The sequence below is a fragment of the Haloferax gibbonsii ATCC 33959 genome (assembly GCF_000336775.1).
GTDB classification, from domain to species: Archaea; Halobacteriota; Halobacteria; order Halobacteriales; family Haloferacaceae; genus Haloferax; species Haloferax gibbonsii.
This window is the reverse complement of record NZ_AOLJ01000003.1, coordinates 120,189-138,599: the sequence shown is the minus strand read 5'-3', so window position 1 is coordinate 138,599 and position 18,411 is coordinate 120,189. Positions and strand designations below refer to the sequence as shown.

Genomic DNA, 18,411 nt, shown 5'->3' with positions numbered 1-18,411 from the left:
CGAGCCGTGCGTCTTTGTCGGAGGCGTTCGCTCCTCGAAATCGCTCAACGGCCCGCGAGAACGGCAGCATCTTTTTGGTCGCCGGTACTGACGAACGACCAGATGGCACCTCCGATCTCTGACCGACTCCTCACAGTCGACTTGTCCGCCGGCTCGGTCGAGAGTACGCCGATTCCGGACGAGTGGCGACAGCGATACGTCGGCGGAAAAGGGTTGGGTGCCCGCTATCTCTACGACGAACTCGACGCCGGCGTCGACCCGCTCGGCGAAGAAAACGCGATTCTGTTCATGCTCGGCCCGCTCTCGGGCTATCTGCCGGGCGAGTCGAGATACGCCGCCATCACGAAATCCCCGTTGACGGGGTGTTTTCTCGACTCGTACGCGGGAGGTGAGTTCCCCGACTCTCTGGCCGGCGCGCTCGGGTCGCACATGGGCCTGTTCGTCACGGGCATCGCGTCCGACCCCGTGCACCTCGTCATCGAAGACGGCGGCGCTACAATCGTACCTGCCGAGACGTGGGGTGCCAGTACGGTCGAAACGGCCCGAGCGTTCCCGGATGCGTCCGTCGCGTGTATCGGCCCCGCGGGAGAACGACAGGTCGCATATGCCACGGTCGCCTCCGACGCCGGCGACCACCACGCGGGCCGAGGGGGAGCGGGAGCGGTGATGGGTTCGAAGCGGCTGAAGGCGATCATCGCGAAAGGAGACCCACCTGACGGGTTAGACGACCTGCGAGAGGCCTACGCGACGAAGTACCGAGAGACCTCTACCGGACAGTGGCTACGGGCCAGCGGGACCGTCGAGACGATCGACTTCGCGAACGAAATCGGCGCGCTCTCGACGCGAGGCTGGAGCGACGGACAGTTCGAATCGGCGGACGAGTTAGGCATCACGACAGTCGAAGACCGAGCCGTCGGTCGCGAATACGCCGACGCGGCGACTCCGGGAGGGTATCGCGTGGCCACGGAGGAAGGAGACTACGTCCCACGCGGCGCCACCGCGATGTCGCTCGGGGCGGGACTCGACATCGACGACTTCGACGCCGTCGCTGTATTGGGACAGACCTGCGACCGCCTCGGGATGGACCTCATTAGCGCGGGCAGTGCAGTCGCGTGGACGATTAAGGCTAACGCCACCGACGTACTCGACCGCTCGCTCTCGTTCGGTGAGCCCGACGGAGCACGCGCCCTCTTGCAGGAGATTGCGGAACGCGAGTCAGCCCTCGGCGACGCGCTCGCGGACGGGGTCGAAGCGGCGGCGACGCGGTTCGGCGGGCGAGACCTCGTCCCCACGGTGAAGTCGATGGCGCTCCCGGCCTACGATCCGCGCGGCGCGCAGAGCATGGCGCTCGCGTACGCGACCAGCGACCGGGGTGCGTGCCACCGGCGGGCGCGCCCCATCGAGCGCGAGGTGTTCGACGGGAACTGGGGAGCCGACCGGACCGCGGCGGAGGTCATTCGCGAACAGGACCAGCGGTCGGTACTCTGGAGTCTTATCGCCGATGACTTTTTCGGCGACGCGCTCGACGACCTCGGCCGGGAATGGCTCGAATCGGTCGGTCTCGAAACCGCCGGGGAACTCGCCACAGTCGGCGAACGGGTTTGGAACGTGACGCGCCTGTTCAACGTCCGTGAAGGTATCTCCCGCGAGGACGACACGCTGCCGGCCGCGCTCCAAGAGCCGCTTGCGACGGGACCGCGCGCTGGTGCAGTCGTCGAGCGCGACGAGTTCGACTCGATGCTCGACGCGTACTACCGCCGCCGCGGCTGGAACGAAAACGGCGTGCCGACGACTCGGACTATCGACCGCCTCGACCTTACTGAACTCACCGAGGACTTCGACCCACTCCATGATTGAATACCACGCGAACGGCTGGACGACGAACTGTGTACTCCCCGTGGAACGAATATGAAGCTCTCTGATGCGCTCCGCGCTCGAAGCGGCGTGGTCTGCGTCGTCGGCGCGGGCGGGAAGAAGTCCACGCTGTACGCGCTTGCGCGTCGGCTCGACCGCGCCGTCGTGACGGCCACGGTCCGCATCCCCATCTTCGACCAGCACGTCGCCGACGTGGTCGTGACCGAGCGCCCGGTCGCCGCGCTCGAACGCACGACGGACTGGCCGGTGGGCGTCGTTCCCGACCGCGACCGCGACAACCGTTACCGCGGGTACGACCCCGGCGTAGTCGACGCCATCGGAGAATCGGACGCCACCGACACCGTGCTGGTGAAGGCCGACGGTGCACGGATGCGCGAGTTCAAGGCCCCGGGAGACCGCGAACCACGGCTCCCGACGACCGCCGACACCGTCCTTCCCATCGCCAGCGTCCACGCCGTCGGTGAGCCACTCACCGAAGCGTGCGTCCACCGCCCGGAACGGGTCGCCGCTCTCACCGACCTCGAACTCGGCGACACGATCCGCCCGTCCGACGTCGCAACAGTACTCACCAGCGAACGCGGCGGCCACGCGGGCGTCCCCGACGGTGCGACAGTGATTCCCGTGCTGAACAAGGTTGACGACGCGGCCCTCGAGGCTGTCGCACGGGAAATCGCTTCGGCCGTTCTGGCACAGTCGGACGTCCCACGCGTCGTACTGACGCAGTTAACGGCCTCCGAACCCGTCGTCCGCCTCGTGGAGCGCTAGCGCAACCGCTCCGCCGCGTGAGCGAGCTCTTCGGGGGTGTTGATGTTCTCGAAGGTATCGAGGCTCGCGTACTCGCGCACCTCGTCCTCCCCAACGACGACGTAGTCGAGCGTGAACAGCGGGTCGATGATTTTGTGGCTCCCTTCAGCTAGCGCGGTTTCACAAGCGTCGGCCATCGCCGAGGCTCGGTACACCGCGTGAGTAGGCTGGAACCAGCCGTCACCGACCCGCGGCACGGCGGCGTCGTGGCCGGCCGCCCGCTCGAACAGTCCGTCGATGAGCGCGGGTTCGAGAAAGGGCATATCGCATGCGGCGACGAACGCGTACTCCGTCTCCACGGCCCGCAGCCCGGTCATGATTCCCGACATCGGACCCTCGTCGCACGCTGCGTCTTCTGCAATCGTTATCGGGCGGTCGTAACCGTCGAGCGCGGTTCGGAGTGCAGCGGTCTGTTCCGGTCGGCAGTTGACGACGAGGCTATCGATTACATCGACCATCTGGTCGGCGACGCGACGGATGAGAGGGGTCCCAGCGAGAGACGCCACTGCTTTGTCCTCCGCACCGAACCGCGTCGAGTACCCTCCGGCGATGATGACACCGGTTCGCATACTAAGCGTGTTCATCTTCGTTGTGCAAAGCAGTTGTGCTACGAACCGGATATCGATCTGGTCAGTTCGTACTGGTTTCAGCATCGTACCGCGCTGTATTCCATGCTACCGTCGCTCGAATCCGGTCCATTCTGTGTGTTTGATACCTCTTGAGGAGTCTGAACGTTTGATTTCGGGACATGTGAGGGGGCGAGAACGTACTGGAACCATTACACAGATAGCTGTGTTATTCTATGTTTTAATTCATTTAAAATTGGCTGAGAATCCAGAACGGATTCCGAATCAGCGGTCAGGGAGACAGACGATATTGCGCTATACAATTTATGAAATCCGCGACTATCGTATTGCGGTACAAGACGAGTGAAAACAGGAGATGGGCACACACCAAACCCCGCAGAATAGAACTGTGAGAGCCGAAGAAGCTATTTCCAGAACTAACCGCCCGATAGTTCAACATCGAGTCGCATACTCTGGCGACGCACTGGAACAGATCGTCACTACATTCGTGTCTCACCTGCGAGTTGCTCGTTCGGTCCACAACCCCCGGGTCGGAGCACCCAAACCGGGGCTCCGCCGACCAATCCGAATCTGAATCCGTGATTTTCGAGACAATCAGCGATTGTGAAATATATTTGAATTGAATACTAGCGTCGTTGTCTGTAGTAGACAATGAGCTTTAGTAGCATTGGCGGGGAAGTCGGTGGCGAGCAAATGAATCATATACCGCTATATAAAATCAGATATCGGTTCGGCCACGCAGTTTCGGGGAGTGAGAATTTTTGCGCGGCTTTGTCGAGAGGTTCGACGTTATTACGGGCGAAACAGGGTCAAAAAATGGGTTACACGAGGTAGTTCTCTGCGATTGTCAGAGGTCGACTGAGACAGTTCACCAATAGACGGCGCCACCACTCACGAAAAGCGAACTGGATGGTCCACAAATTAGTCTGTGGAACCAGTACCGGAAATTAGCTCAACGCACCCTCCAGCAGATGACCGGTGACAGTCCCTCTCTCCATCAGTCCCAGCTTTCAGCGGGAACTCAGTGAGCCGCGAAATATTGTAGCGTAGTAAGTGAACACGGGAGAGGAGGGAAAACCGATTCCAGTTCGAACGGAGAAACGGCGCGTCGGTGCAGCGACGATGCGCCGAATTGCGAGCCACACTAAGCGGCAGTCATTGCAACGCGGGGTCGAAGGCTGCAGTGCTGGATCGCTGTCGTCGTGACGTAGCGGTGCCGATCACCACGGGCGGCCGTCCCAGAGCGGTTGGACGCCGCCGATGAAGTTGAAGTTCCACCGCTGCTGGTCCCCACCGTTCCACGGCCACTGGACGACGTCGTCTCCGTCAGTAGTCCCGGCGTTGTACACCTCAGCAACGTCATCAGTAGCGATATTTTTGATGCGGTAGGTCCCGTCACCGTTGTCGATAATGTTCCACTTCTGGGGTGCACCGGTGTACCACGGCCACTGCTGGAGACTCGCGCCGTCCGTGGTCGTCCCGTCCGGCACGTCGAGTGCGCGGTTGCTGTTCTCGTTGACGATGCGGTACTCGCCGCCGCCGATGTACTCGACCCACCACCGCTGGCAGGTGCAGTCGTTCGCGGTCCACTGCCGAACGTTCGCACCGTCGCTCGTACTGGCATCTGCGACTTCCATCACTTTCCCGCTGTTGACGTTCTGAATCTCGTAAATCCCGTCGGCGAGGATGCCGCTGTCGTTGGTGTTCGGTTCGACCGACTGAAGACTGGGCGTCTTATCGCCGGCGATGACGGGCCAGTCGTCGTCTGTCCACTCGACGCGGTCGATGAAGAACTGCCGGGCCGGAACGCCGTCTACGTACTCCGGACCAGTACGGTCGTAGGCGTGATATACGAACCAGTCCTGCCCGTTGTCGTCCGTCGTGATGTCTCCGTGGGCGGGCGCGACGAACCGACCGTTCGAGGTGAGTTGCGCGATGCCGGCGTTGTCGCTGTTGTAGTTCATCATGTCCGTTCCGGACACGTCGGTGTACGGTCCGAAGAAGTTCGTCGAGCGCCCGACTTCCACCTCGTAGGTGCTGCTGTAGCCGTTACAGCAGGTCCCGGTTGCGACAAACAGGTACCAGTAGCCGTTGCGGTAGAAGACTGTCGACCCCTCGTAGGCGTCACCGGCGACCTGTTGGAGCGTCCCCGGCTTCCAGTCCTGTAGGTCCGAGGTGAGCTCCACCAGATAGATTCCCTGGAAGCTCCCCCAGAACAGATACGGCGTGCCGTTGTAGTCGACGAAATACCCGTCGATGGACCCGCCGCCGGCGTGGTCGTTGTCACCGATAATCTGGCCGTAGTCAGTGAAGGGCCCGTCCGGCGTGTCGGACTTCGCGAGGCCGATACCGAACTCACCGCTCTCCCACGGGCGGGGTGAAAGCGAGTAGAACATCACCCACTCTCCGTCGTAGTAGTGGATGTCCGGTGCCCAGATGGACCCGTACGTCCAGCCCGGACGGGAGTCGAAGGCTTCGCCGACGTAGGTCCACTCGTGGAGGTTGTCAGAGCGCAGAATCGGGACGAGCAACTCGTCGGAGTCGTTGTTCCGATTCATGTTCGTTCCGTAGGCCCACCAGGTTCCGTTTCCGTCCCGGTGAATCGTCGGGTCGGGGAAGTGAGGACCGTACAGTGCGTTGTGGTAGTGTGTCGAATCGTCCGTCGTCGCAGAGACTGACCCGCTCCCCGCCACTGCAAGAGTCGAACCGAGAGCGCCGATACCGATGCTTTTCAAGACGTTCCGCCTGTTCATGCCACTGTCATCATCTGCCATGCAACTGCTAAACTATAGACACACATACATAATGCTTTTTACTGTTATTGTCTGGCTCGTTTCTTCTCACTCCGGGTGAACACGATAGTGGAACCGGCTTCTCGACCGACAGGCGCGGAGAGGCCACATCATGAGCCACGAGGCGAGAGTGGCTTCGAAATAGCAGTTATCTAACACGGCGTGATTGCGAGCCGAGTCGGCTATTCAGTGACAAGTAGTCATCAACCAGATAATACTTCGCACATTTTCTATTGGTTCTATGTGATACTGCCATTAGAATTAAGTTAACTGTATATGATTATAGTTTGACGGTCGTAGTTCCTCAACTGCGCGTCAGGAAGGCGGTTGACGAGCGCTCTAGACCTCCTACCGCACATCGAAGCACCATGACACACTCAAATCGGCGGAAGACACAACCCGAACAGTCACCCGATAGTCGGCTCACGCCGACGCGACGGAAGTTCTTGCAGGCGACCGGAATGGCCGCGGTAGCCATGGGAGCCGGTTCGCAATCCGGTGCCGCGGCGGAGACGGACGCGCCGGGGTCGCCCGGCCGAGTCCCGAATCTCGCGGCGTACCTCGAAGACCCCGAGATAGTCGCCGAGAACGTCGAGCCGACGCACGTTACGACCGCCGTTCCCTACGGGTCCGTGCACGCGGCCCGGACGGCGGACGAACCGTTTACCGAACTCGAATCGCGATTCGCGGAGTCGGAGTACGTCCGGCTACTCGACGGGGAGTGGCAGTTCGCGTTCCACGAGAGGCCTGCCGACCTTCCCGATTCGTACGACGGCCTTACGAGCGACGAGTGGGAGTCGATAGCCGTTCCCGGCGTTTGGCAGACCCAGGGCTACGGTCAGCGGATTTACGCGAACAATGCCATCACCTGGGAGGCCTACGAGCCGGGTCAAGATGGCGATTTAGTGCCCGACGGGAACGGCACCGTCGACGTTCCGGGCATCGACGACGACGGCCTCAACCCCGTGGGCACGTACCGACGGTCGTTCGCAGTGCCAGAGGCGTGGGACGGACGCGAGACGTTCCTCCACTTCGAAGGCGTCAAGCAGGCCTTCTTCGTGTGGGTCGACGGCGAGTACGTCGGCTTCCGGACGGGGTCGATGACGCCCGCCGAGTTCGACGTCAGCAGCCACGTCGAGGCCGGCGGAGACCACCAGGTCACGGTGCAGGTGTATCACTGGTCCGACAGCGAGGCGCTGGAGACGATCGACATGTTCCGGTACGCCGGCATCTTCCGAAGCGTCTACTTGTTCGCGACGCCGACGGTACACCTCAGGGACTTTTACGCGCGCACCGACCTCGACGACGACTACGAAGACGGCGAACTTCGTATCGACGCCGAAATCGCGAACTACGGCGATGCGCCCGCGGGAGAGTACGAGGTCCGCGCGCACCTCTACGAGACCGCCCGCACGAAACCGGGGCGCGGACCACCGCGCGGGAACGGTACGAACGCGGCAGGTCGAGACAACGGGAAGGGGAAGGGGCGCGACGAACCGGAGGGTCGCGGCCCGCCGGACAACGCCGGGTCCGGCCGCGGGCCGCCGCGCGGGCGCAAGGTTACGACCCTCTCGTCGACCGCGGCCGTGGACGAAGACGGCGCGGTAGTCACGCTCGATGCCGACGTAACGGACCCCGCGAAGTGGTCGGCCGAGCATCCGAACCTCTACCAACTCGCGCTGGAGCTCGCGCCCGTCGGCAGCGAGCCGACGGAGGCGATGCTGGAGAAAGTCGGCTTCCGGACCTACGAGACGACCCGCGGACGACACGGTGCCGAGGTTCTGGTCAACGGTGAGTCGGTCGATATTCAGGGCGTGAACCGCCACGAGACCGACCCCGACTTCGGGCGAACGGTCCCGATCGAGCGCGTTCGGGAGGACATCGAGACGATGCGGCGGTTCAACATCAACGCGGTCCGGACCTCCCACTACCCGAACGACCCGTCGCTGTACCGGCTCGCAGACGAGTACGGACTCTACCTGCAAGACGAAGTCTGCGTCGAGAGCCACTGGTGGCAGGAACTGCTCGCGAACACGGAGGTCTACCACGACCAGGCGGTCGCGCAGTTCCGCCGAATGGTGCTTCGAGACCGAAATCACGCCTCGATTTTCAGTTGGTCGACCGGCAACGAGGCCGGAACGGGTGCCGAACACCTCGAGATGGCGTCGCTAGCGGCCGACTCTGACGAGTACATCCCCGAGGATACCGCCGACGTGAGCGGCGTCGGAACCGTCGAGTCATTCGACGGAACTCCGGAGGGGCTAGCGTCCGACCGCCTGCTCTATCACCAACCCAACGGCGGCGGCTGGAACGTCGAGTACAGCGACATGCTCGGACCACGGTACGCCGACATCGAGACGCTGCTGTCGGTCGGCGACGGGTCGTACATCGGTGACGGACTCCGTCCCGTGGTGATGGGTGAGTACAACCACGCGATGGGCAACAGCCTGGGACTCGTCCACGAGATGTGGAACGAGCACATAAAGCCGCCAGTCCGGGAAGCGACCGACCGGGCAGGGTCCGACACCCCCGGCGTGCTCGTCGGGTCGCCGGACGTCGTCCCCGGGCCGGACGCGGCACCGGGTGGGAACACCGACGGGGCGGTCGAACTCGGCGCGGGCGACGCGATTGAAATCCGACGAAACTCCGGGCTCGAACACGACGGCGAGTTCACGGTCGGCGCGACGATTTCCGTCGCCGATAGTGCCGGGATGGGCGACGTCCCCATCGTCGTCGACGAAGGCAGGTACGCGCTGACGCTTTCGAACGGTGAAATCGAATTCTCGGTCGGAGCCGGCGAGGGCACGGCCACGTCCCCGATTCCCGACGGCGGCCTCGGCGACTGGACGACCATCGTCGGCGTCGCTGACTCGAACGCGCTCGCGATTTACGTCGACGGCGAGCGCGCAGGCACGTCGAATCGCTCCGGCTCGGGACTTCCCGCCGGTTCGGAACCAGTCCGAGTCGGCGGCGAGGGCGACCTCGCGGTCGACGGCGTCGGCATCTACGACCGCGCCGTGAACCCCGACGAGACGAGCGATGCCGACGGCGAGCGAAGGGACGGCGCGCTCGTCGCGTACGACTTCGCCGACCTGCTGCGAGACAAGAGCCTCGTCGGCGGGTTCATCTGGGACTGGGTCAACCAGGACCTGAACGACACCACGGCGGACGGCGAGCCGTTCCAGTTCTACCATAGCGACGGCCCCGACGGTGCGTTCTGTCTCAACGGATTGGTCTGGTCCGACCGAGACCCGCAGCCCGAACTGTGGCAACTCAAACACAGCCACCAGCCGGTCGGCGTCGCCGACGCCGACGTTGCGGCGGGCGAGATTTACATCTCGAACCGCTACAACTTCACGTCCCTCGACGCCGTCGAGGGGCGGTGGGAACTGACCGCCGACGGCGAAACGCTCCGCACCGGTGGCTTCGACGTGGACATCGGTCCGGGTGAGACCCGTCGCGTCGGCCTCCCCGTCCAAGCGCCGTCCGCTCCCGGGGCGGGCGTCGAGTACCGACTAACGGTGCGATTCACGCTGGCCGAAAGCACCGCCTACGCCGACGCAGGTCACGAAGTCGCGTTCGAGCAGTTAGAAGTCCCCGTCGGCGCGCCAGAACCGGAATCCGCGTCGCTCGATTCGATGGGACCGCTATCGGTCGACGAAGCCGGCGATATCACCATCTCCGGTGACGGCTTCGAGTACGTGGTTGCCGACGACGCGGGGACGCTGTCTTCGATGGCGTACGAGGGAACCGAACTGCTCGAACGCGGCCCGCTGTTCAATTCGTGGCGCGCCCCGGTGATGAACGAGATTCAGCAGTGGGGGAGCGCCCCCGCGCTCTCGTGGTACGAGGCGGGTCTCGACGAACTGACGCACTCCGTGGAGTCTGTCGACGTCGAGCGTCTCGACGAGTCGCTGGTCGAGGTCGCAGTCGAGGGCTTCGCCGAGGGCGCCGAGCCGTCCCGTCGGCTTGAGACGCCGGACCGTTCCGAACACGGCAACGACGGCGTGCTCACGGGTGAGGCCCGAATCGTCACCGGTGCTTCCGGGCAGGCCGTCGAGTTCACGAACGACAGCACGCTCTCGCTCGGACAGTCGGAGAGCCTCGACATCACCGACGCGGGGCTCACAATCGAGTTCTGGGTCCACCCCGGCGAGCCACAGGACGGTGGCGCGGCGCAGGTCTACGTCTCCAAGGGCGGACGACAGTATCTGCTCAAGCGCCGCGAGAGCGGTCGTGACGGGTATCTGGAGTTCGTGTTCAACGCCGACGGCTGGCACGTCGCCGACGGACCGGTCCCAGACGACTGGACGGAGGGCTGGCATCACGTCGCGGGCGTCTGGGACGGCAGCGAGATGACGCTGTTCGTCGACGGGGAACGCCTCGGAACCGGGTCCTACGAAGGGACGCTGCAACACATCGACGCGCCGGCGCAGGTCGGTTCGAGCGTCGCCGACGGGACCGCACTCGACGAGGTTCGCATCTACGACCGCGCGCTCTCCGAAGACGAACTCGGGGGGCTCGCCGCGGACACGCCGCTCGACGGCGCGGTGGCGTGGTTGCCGCTCGACGAGTTCAGTAGCGTCGAAGATGCGAACGGTCCGGGCTTCGCCACCAGCTATCACTACCGCGTCTACGGGAGCGGCGATGTCGCTGTCGACGTGGAGGCCCGCCCCAACGAGGGGCTTCGCGAGACGGTCGAGGGCTGGCTGCCGAAGGTCGGCGTCCAACTCGAACTCCCCGAGCGATTCGGCGACTTCGAGTGGTACGGTCGCGGCGAGCTGGAGACCTACCCCGACCGCAAGTGGGGCGTCCCAATCGGGCGCTACGAGGGAACCGTGGACGAGCAGTACGTCCCCTACCTCCCCCCGACCGACAACGGGAACAAGGCCCAGACGCGGTGGGCGACGCTCTCGGACGGCGAGGTGTCTCTCCTCGGGACGTTCGGAGCCGAGGACGCGAACGTCAGCCTCGAACAGTGGGCGAATCTCGCGGCGGCCGAACACCAATCCGAACTGGAGGAACGCGGGTCCGTCGGGTTCAACCTCGACCACCGGGTGACCGGCCTCGGGGGAACCCCGACCGAACCACTCGACCGGTATCAGGTTCCGGTCGAGTCGACTTCGTTCGGCGTCGTCCTTCGGCCCTTCGACCCCGACAGCGACGACCCGATGGCGCTTGCGAACCGACGGCTCCCCGACGCTCAGGAGTAGCGTTCGGGCCTCGGTCTTCGGTCCTCGTTCTGCCCGCTCGTAACAGAACGGGGCGCAGCAGACGCGAACTCGGTGTCGAGAACCGAACCGGAGCCAGAGATCGGCCCGAGAGTCGCAGGGCGAAGAGCGTCGTCGGTATCGCAGGAGGATCAACCCGATATCGTTCGTAGCTTCCCTTCCGAACTGCTGTTCAGTCTGCCGTGCTGCCGTCGGTCCTCTCATCGCGGTTCCGACCGAGCTAGCATGTGTGTTATCAACAAACATTATATACGTACAACCTGTGCGCTAGAAGACATGACGAAACGTCATGGCGACAACAACATCGATAGACGGACAGTACTCAAATCGCTCGGAGCGGGAGCGGTGGCGACCGTCGGCGGCCTCGGACTGAGCGGGACGGCCAGTGCGGACGAGAGTTCCACGCACTACCACAACCCGGTCGGGCCGATCGGGTTCGGCGACGTGTCGATCATCGAGGACAACGGAACCTACTACGCGTACGGAACGGAGACGCCCCAAGACATCATCCCCATCGCGGAGTCGACGGACATGTACAACTGGTCGTACATCGCGCCGGCGCTCACGGAGACGCCGGGCTGGCACCCCACGGAGTCGGACCCGGGCTGCTGGGCACCCGACGTCCGATACCACGACGGCCAGTATCACCTGTACTATTCGCTGTCGGTCTGGGGGAGCGACAACGCCGGAATCGGCCTGGCCACCTCGGACACGCCCGACGGCCCCTTCACCGACCGGGGACCGGTCATCGAGAGCGGCGACCTCGACCTGACGAACTGCATCGACGCGGACACGGTGATCGTCGACGGCCAGCCGTGGCTGGTCTGGGGCAGCTACGAAGGCATCTACGCCGTCCAGATGAACGGCGCGATGGACGATATCGTCCCCGGCACCGAGTTCCAAATGGCGGGCCAGATGATCGAGGGGCCGGTGATGCTCCAGGACAACGGGTACTGGTACCTCTTTTACTCCTCGGGGCAGTGCTGTGAGGGTTACGACAGCACCTACCGCCTCGAATGCGGCCGCGCGACGTCGTTCACGGGACCGTACTACNGATGCTCCAGGACAACGGGTACTGGTACCTCTTTTACTCCTCGGGGCAGTGCTGTGAGGGTTACGACAGCACCTACCGCCTCGAATGCGGCCGCGCGACGTCGTTCACGGGACCGTACTACAACCAGAACGGCACGGACCTGCGGGACCTCACCGAGACCCACCAGGGAGTCCCCATCCTCCAGGGCAACAGCGAATTCACGGGTCCGGGGCACAACGACGTCTTCCGGGGCCCCGACGGCGACTGGTGGTGCTTCTACCACGTGGAGGCGACCGCCGACGACGGGACGCGCTACATGATGCAAGACCGCATCGAGTGGGACAACAACGACTGGCCGGTCATCGCCTGCAACGGCGTGCCGAGCAGCGAGGCCCCCGTACCCGGCGAGCCCTCGGGCTGTGAGAGCGGCCCCATCGCCGACGGCACCTACCACATCGCGAACGTCAACAGCGGCAAACTGCTCGAAGTCGCCAACGCCGGGACGACCGACGGCGACAACGTCCGCCAGTACGCCGACACCGGGAACGCGTGTCAGGACTGGGACGTCACGGCGAACGGTGACGGTACCTACGCGATCACGAACGTCAACAGTGGCCTCTGGTTGGAGGTCGCGAACGCCGGCACGGCGGAGGGCGACAACATCCAGCAGTACAGCAACAGCACCCACCCGTGTCAGGCCTGGACTATCGAGGACGCGGGCGGCGGCGAGTACCGCCTCGTCAACGCGAACAGCGGGCTACTCGCCGAGGTGGCGAGCGCGGGCACCGCCGACGGCGACAACGTCCAGCAGTGGAGCGACAACGGCGGCGAACACCAGCTGTGGACGTTCACCTCGGTCTGACCGAGCGACCGACCGGGGTCACAGCACGGCGTAGCCGCCGTCGACGTACAGCAAGTGGTCGGTGACGACCGACGCGTCGTCGCTGGCGGAAAAGAGAGAGGACCCGACCACGTCCTCGGGCGGCGCGGACCGTCCATCGGCCACGAAAAGAGTACGCGACTGCGGTCTCGGTGCGTGCGTCGCTTCCGTGTGACGCTCGGTTTCGACGGCCGAGATTCACGCGAGCGGGACGACAGTCGAGAAGACGAGAATCGAGACGATTCCCGTAACCGAGATAATCGTCGTCAGCGTCGTCCACGTTTTCAGCGTCTCCATCTGTGTCAGACCGCCGATTTCCTTCATCAGCCAGAAGCCGGAGTCGTTGTACCACGAACAGATGATGCCGCCCGAGCCGATCGCCATGACGAGGTACGCGGGGTGTACGTTGAGCTGACTCGTCAGCGGTGCCATGATACCCGCGGTCGTCAGCATCGCGGCGGTTGCTGACCCCTGTGCGATTCGGACGATGGCGGCGATAAGCCACGCGGTCACCAGCAGTCCGATACCGATGCCACGGAGGCTATCGGCGATGTACGGGCCGATTCCCGACGCGGCGAGCAGCGCGCCGAACGCGCCACCCATCGCGGTGATTGCGGCGATGTTCCCGCCGCTCTTCAGGGCCTCGGTGAGTTCGTCTTCCCACAGCGAACGCGAAAGGTCGGACCAGCGGAGGTACGTGAGCGCCGCTGTAAGCCCAGCGATAGTCATGGCGACGTTCTTGTCTCCGATGAACGCGATTCCCGGTCTGACAGCCGCGAGCGACGGGTAAATCGGTTCGAGCGTGTTGAGAATCGTCAGCGAACTCACTAACGCGACCGCGAGGAGTATCGGGAGCGCGGCTTCGAACGTCCCCGGAAGCGAGCTACTGCTCTGCTGTGCCCGTTCTTCGAGTTCTTCGGTCGTCGTCCCCATCGAGTCTCGGAGCGGGATATCCATCCGAGCGTTGGCCCAGTGGCCGAAGACGAGACCGGACATCGTCGCCGAGGGAATCGCGACGGCCACACCGACAGCCATCGTCATGCCGAGGTCGACGCCCACTTCGCTGGCGACTGCCAGCGGACCGGGAGTCGGTGGAATGAACACGTGCGCCGCAGAGCCGCCGGCGCCCACGGCGATGAGGTACAACACGTAGTTCTTTCCGCGGCGTGCTCGCATCGAGCGGGCGAGCGGCGCCAGAAGGAACAGGACGCTGTCGAAGAACACCGGAATCGAGAGGACCGTGCTACTTCCCCACAGCGCGAATTCCGAGTTATCCCTTCCGACGAGCGATTGGAACGTCCGCACGACACGTTGAGCGGACCCGCTTTCGAGCATCGACTTGCCGATGATCGCCGCCATGAGGATCGGGATACCGATACCTTCCATCCCGTTTCCGAACGCCGCCGCCGTTCTCGTCGCCGCATCGACGAGAGCGAAGTCCGAGACGAACACCGAGTTGACGATGCCGACGGAGAACGCGGCGAGGCCCAACCCCACGAACGCGGGGAGGTCCCACACGACGAGGAACAGTACAACTAGTATGAGCCCGACTACGAACGTGAGTAGCGGACTATGGACAAACTCCACCGTCATGATCCGTCTGTCATTCAATCATGTTAGTTAATAATCGTTACTATATGTCAATGAATAACTTCGTTTGCGGCCTTCGGAACTGCGTGGCCTTCGGAAGGCGTCTGTACGTCAACAGCCCGTAGTTTCTTCAAAGAGGGCTCGCGTGTAGGCGACATGGAACGAGTACTAGCCGTCGTAGACCCATCGGAAACCTCGAAGAAGGTCGTCCGCGAGGCCGGTTCGATTGCCGAGGGGATGAGCGCCGACGTCGTCCTCATTCACGTGACGACGGAAGACGAGTACAAAGCCCGACGCGGGACGATGGAGACGCTCCTGAGGTCCTCGGGGAGTTACACACACGACGACGCGCGGGCGGGGGCGACGGAGTTCGCTCGAGACCTCGGTCGCGAAGTGCTCGCTGATTTCGAGGTGGAGTATCAGGCGGTCGGTTCCCTCGGCGACAAAGCCACCGAAGTACTCGATGCGGCAGCGGAAAACGAGTGCGACCACATCTTCCTCTCCGGACGTCAACGGTCGCCGGCGGGTAAGGCCATCTTCGGTGACACCACGCAGCGAGTCATCCTCGAGTTCGACGGATTCGTCACCGTCGCCACTCGGTGAACCTCGCCTCCCGGAACCGTCAGTGAGTATCTCTCGCTCGGTGAGGGAGCTCAATCGCGGACTGTTCGGTTGGTGAAGCGCGCACGTGAACAGGCGAATTACAGCGATTCCGTTCTCCTTCGGGACCTCCGCTAGCCGACTCACGCGAAAGCGAAAGCGACCCTCGACCAGCGGCACCGATTGCCAACATCACGTTTGCTATCTGAGAATTTTTATCGCCCACACACGAGTAAACGTTACAAAATTATATGTGTAATAGAATGGGCCAGATTCATTCGAGTATCGACATTTTAGGCGCTGAAGAGACCGCTGCGTCGGGAGTCGCGAGACGCGCAAGAAGACAGAATGTATCGAATCCTTCGGCCTCACCTGTCGGCACGCCCCCCACGAGCAGCGACCTCACTTGGAGATTCATCACAGAGATGGTGGAGTCGCGAATGAGGCGCTACAGAGGCCGGTTTCGGCCGCGAGCTAACGCGTGGCCTCGGACGAAGGGCCACGGTTGGGCGCAGAGCCCCGCTCTTGGGGGTGCCGTACTCGTGTCAAATCGCGGATGATCGTTCTGAGAGGAAGAACGGTCGAGATACCGCGAGTCGGCGTGTTGTGACCCTCAGAACGCGTACACTCGCCCGGAGAGAAACTACCCGACAGCTAACTCCCGTCGCGTATTCGCCGAAAGACCGCGAAGACTTGACCGCTGTCCGAGGCTTTTTCTCGCCGTGTAGTACATAGTCGCTATGGACACGGACCCCCGCGAGGAAGTCGCAATCGACGCCGCGGAGAGAGGTGCCGACCACGCGTCGGCGCGTTTCAGAACCAAACTCGATATCGAGCAGAAAGGCGACGCGATAGACCTCGTCACGGAAGTCGACCGCGAGACACAACGGCGGGTCATCTCGACGATTCGAGAGCGGTTCCCCGACGACGCGGTCGTCGGCGAGGAAGAAGACGAACTGAAGACCGTCCCCGAGTCGGGATACGCCTGGATTATCGACCCGATAGACGGGACGCAAAACTACACCCGAGGTGCCCGCGAGTGGGTGACGAGCGTCGCCGTCGTCAGAGACCAGACGCCGATTGCGGCGGTGAACGTCTCCCCCGAGACGGGAGATACCTACATCGCCACGGAGGAGAGAGTCGAGCGAAACGGGCGCCCGATCACCGTCAACGACGAGTCGAACACCAGCGCGTTTCTCGTCTCCTCGACGCTCCGGTATCAGGACGGTGACCGACCGGGAATCGAGCGACTCGCTGGAGACATCTTCGGCACGTTCGGCGAGATGCGGAAGCTCGGGACGACGCAACTGACGCTTTCGCGACTCGCCGACGGGTCGATAGACGCGGTCGTCGGGCTCGACGAACAGCCGAACGCGTGGGACACCGTGGCCGGGGTCTACCTCGTCGAACGCGCGGGCGGAACGGTAACCGACCTCGACGGAAACAGGTGGGGGCCGGGACAGCCGGGTCTCGTCGCGTCGAACGGGCACGCACACGACGAGGTACTCGAAGCGGCGCAGGCGGCGTTCGAGGCGACGCGATAGCAGCGCCGCCCACCACCGCCCGACCGGACAGACTTCGTGACGGGTGGCCGGGGGCGTCAGAATTACACGGTTATGTCTGTAATGAAAATGGGTAGAAACCCCGTCGGCGAGAGACGTAACCCCCGAGAGACTCCACGAACATAATAATCCTGTCACGAGGCTACGGACGGGAGTTCGCCGTGAACCGACCGAGAACGAACGCCGAGACCGCGGACCGCCGACGCGGGGTGCGAGTGGTAGTTCGGTGGCATCGCCCCGGTCCGCGCCCTCACTTAAACGTTCACGCGTCCGAAAGCCGTGACGAGCGAAGCGGTCTCAAGCCTTCAATCGCCCGTAAATCCGAAGCTCACGCGTCTCGGGAGACTCGACGTTCCTAACTTCCGAATACGTATATAGAGGCAAGTCGGTTCCCCGTCGAAAAACGGATAATTCCAATCTGTATCCTTCGTAAGCATCGTTAAGGCGTGTGTTAACTATTATCAACCTCAGAGAGCACGTATAAACGTTCGACTGTCCGGAACCGACTGCGTCGCCGAGCAGAAAGGACCGGTCGCCTACCCCCCGGGTGTTCAGCATCGAGTCTCAGTCGCTGGTCGGTATGACTGGCCCCAACAAACGGAGGTACATCTTTAACCCCTGACCGTGGATTCCCCTCCATGAATAGACACGACCCGTCCGGCGTGCTCAAGACGACCGCCGCCTCGCTGGCGCTCGTCGACCACATCCTCGAACTGGAGGGAGCGACGATGGGCGAGTTGGTCGAGGCGACGGACCTCGCGAAGAGCACCGTCCATGCCCACCTCAAAACGCTCGCGGAGTACGGCTACGTCGTGAACGTCGACAACGAGTACCACCTCGGGGCGAAGTTCTGTCACCTCGGCGACTACGTCAGGACGCGCAAGGACTACTACAGGGTCGCCCAAGAGACCGTCTCGTGGCTCGACAGCGAGTCGTCGATGGACGCGGACTTCGCGGTCGAAGAACACGGCCGAATCGTCTCGTTGTACGGCGACCTCGAGTTCGCGAACTCGCCGCGCTTTCTCATCGACGGCAGTCCGTTTCACGTCCACACGACGTGTTCGGGGAAGGCGATTATCGCCGAGTACCCGGAGACGCGGGTGCGGGAAATCATCGACCGCTGGGGACTGCCGGCGGCGACGGACGACTCCATCACGACCGAAGAGGAACTGTTCGCGGAGCTGGCGACGGTCCGCGAGCAAGGGTACGCCGAGAACAGCAGCGAGGCGGTCGAGGGCTTTTGGGCCATCGGAAAGGCCGTGAAGTCGCCGCGGGGCGAGGTGTACGGGTCGCTAAATCTGAGCGGTCCCGCCTACGTCATCGACGAGGAGACGCGGGCGACGCAGGTGGAACTGCTCGAACGCGCCGCCGAGCGGTTCGAACAGGGCGTCGCGGAACTATATCGGACTCAAGCGGACGAGGCGAACGAAGCGTGAGTGTGAGAAGCGAAAAGTGAG

The 18,411-nt window shown here is 63.3% G+C and carries 11 protein-coding genes and 1 pseudogene; 8 read left to right on the top strand and 4 right to left on the bottom strand.

Annotated elements, in window-relative coordinates:
• Positions 1–102: 102 nt before the first annotated feature.
• Positions 103–1,857 carry an aldehyde ferredoxin oxidoreductase family protein gene (locus C454_RS01100; protein WP_004971693.1) on the top strand — a complete coding sequence of 585 codons (1,755 nt, stop codon included), beginning with the start codon at positions 103–105 and terminating at the stop codon, positions 1,855–1,857.
• Positions 1,858–1,908: 51 nt separating this feature from the next.
• Positions 1,909–2,640 carry a selenium cofactor biosynthesis protein YqeC gene (gene yqeC, locus C454_RS01095; RefSeq protein ID WP_004971690.1) on the top strand — a complete coding sequence of 244 codons (732 nt, stop codon included), beginning with the start codon at positions 1,909–1,911 and terminating at the stop codon, positions 2,638–2,640.
• Here yqeC and C454_RS01090 read toward each other — a convergent pair.
• Together C454_RS01090 and C454_RS01085 are read right to left on the bottom strand one after the other, a co-directional pair.
• Positions 2,637–3,248 (bottom strand): molybdenum cofactor guanylyltransferase, encoded by a 612-nt coding sequence (locus C454_RS01090; protein ID WP_049904886.1) that lies wholly within the window; start codon positions 3,246–3,248, stop codon positions 2,637–2,639. The two genes, yqeC and C454_RS01090, sit on opposite strands and share 4 nt — an antisense overlap.
• Before the next feature lie 1,238 nt (positions 3,249–4,486).
• Positions 4,487–6,040, bottom strand: a complete 1,554-nt coding sequence (locus C454_RS01085; RefSeq protein WP_239639844.1) for a family 43 glycosylhydrolase — start codon at positions 6,038–6,040, stop codon at positions 4,487–4,489.
• Positions 6,041–6,426: 386 nt separating this feature from the next.
• Here C454_RS01085 and C454_RS01080 point away from each other — a divergent pair, with 386 nt between their 5' ends.
• From C454_RS01080 to C454_RS01070, 3 genes and pseudogenes are all read left to right on the top strand, one after another.
• Positions 6,427–11,271, top strand: coding sequence for a glycoside hydrolase family 2 TIM barrel-domain containing protein (locus C454_RS01080; protein WP_152421504.1), 4,845 nt, complete (start codon positions 6,427–6,429; stop codon positions 11,269–11,271).
• A gap of 243 nt (positions 11,272–11,514) precedes the next feature.
• Positions 11,515–12,297 (top strand): annotated as a pseudogene (locus C454_RS01075) (family 43 glycosylhydrolase); the annotation flags it as partial.
• 8 nt (positions 12,298–12,305) lie between these two features.
• The gene (locus C454_RS01070) at positions 12,306–13,184 is read left to right on the top strand and encodes an RICIN domain-containing protein (RefSeq protein WP_338072486.1); all 879 of its coding nucleotides are present in this window, start codon (positions 12,306–12,308) and stop codon (positions 13,182–13,184) included.
• 18 nt (positions 13,185–13,202) lie between these two features.
• Here the strand turns inward: C454_RS01070 and C454_RS21095 are convergent, their stop codons facing one another.
• Complete coding sequence (locus C454_RS21095) at positions 13,203–13,328, bottom strand: hypothetical protein (RefSeq protein ID WP_269433872.1); 126 nt, start codon at positions 13,326–13,328, stop codon at positions 13,203–13,205.
• 72 nt (positions 13,329–13,400) lie between these two features.
• Positions 13,401–14,795, bottom strand: a complete 1,395-nt coding sequence (locus tag C454_RS01065; protein WP_049904875.1) for a GntP family permease — start codon at positions 14,793–14,795, stop codon at positions 13,401–13,403.
• A 153-nt stretch (positions 14,796–14,948) separates the two neighbouring features.
• Here C454_RS01065 and C454_RS01060 point away from each other — a divergent pair, with 153 nt between their 5' ends.
• From C454_RS01060 to C454_RS01050, 3 genes are all read left to right on the top strand, one after another.
• Positions 14,949–15,395, top strand: a complete 447-nt coding sequence (locus tag C454_RS01060) for a universal stress protein (RefSeq protein WP_004971680.1) — start codon at positions 14,949–14,951, stop codon at positions 15,393–15,395.
• 737 nt (positions 15,396–16,132) lie between these two features.
• Positions 16,133–16,936, top strand: a complete 804-nt coding sequence (locus C454_RS01055; RefSeq protein ID WP_004971678.1) for an inositol monophosphatase family protein — start codon at positions 16,133–16,135, stop codon at positions 16,934–16,936.
• A 656-nt stretch (positions 16,937–17,592) separates the two neighbouring features.
• Complete coding sequence (locus C454_RS01050) at positions 17,593–18,390, top strand: IclR family transcriptional regulator (protein ID WP_049904874.1); 798 nt, start codon at positions 17,593–17,595, stop codon at positions 18,388–18,390.
• Positions 18,391–18,411 lie beyond the last annotated feature (21 nt).

Excerpts from the sequence above, each read along its gene's own strand:
- C454_RS01100 (WP_004971693.1), top strand. The coding sequence starts at position 103 with ATGGCACCTCCGATCTCTGACCGACTCCTCACAGTCGACTTGTCCGCC.
- yqeC (WP_004971690.1), top strand. The coding sequence starts at position 1,909 with ATGAAGCTCTCTGATGCGCTCCGCGCTCGAAGCGGCGTGGTCTGCGTC.
- C454_RS01090 (WP_049904886.1), bottom strand. The coding sequence starts at position 3,248 with ATGCGAACCGGTGTCATCATCGCCGGAGGGTACTCGACGCGGTTCGGT.
- C454_RS01085 (WP_239639844.1), bottom strand. The coding sequence starts at position 6,040 with ATGGCAGATGATGACAGTGGCATGAACAGGCGGAACGTCTTGAAAAGC.
- C454_RS01080 (WP_152421504.1), top strand. The coding sequence starts at position 6,427 with ATGACACACTCAAATCGGCGGAAGACACAACCCGAACAGTCACCCGAT.
- C454_RS01065 (WP_049904875.1), bottom strand. The coding sequence starts at position 14,795 with ATGACGGTGGAGTTTGTCCATAGTCCGCTACTCACGTTCGTAGTCGGG.
- C454_RS01060 (WP_004971680.1), top strand. The coding sequence starts at position 14,949 with ATGGAACGAGTACTAGCCGTCGTAGACCCATCGGAAACCTCGAAGAAG.
- C454_RS01055 (WP_004971678.1), top strand. The coding sequence starts at position 16,133 with ATGGACACGGACCCCCGCGAGGAAGTCGCAATCGACGCCGCGGAGAGA.
- C454_RS01050 (WP_049904874.1), top strand. The coding sequence starts at position 17,593 with ATGAATAGACACGACCCGTCCGGCGTGCTCAAGACGACCGCCGCCTCG.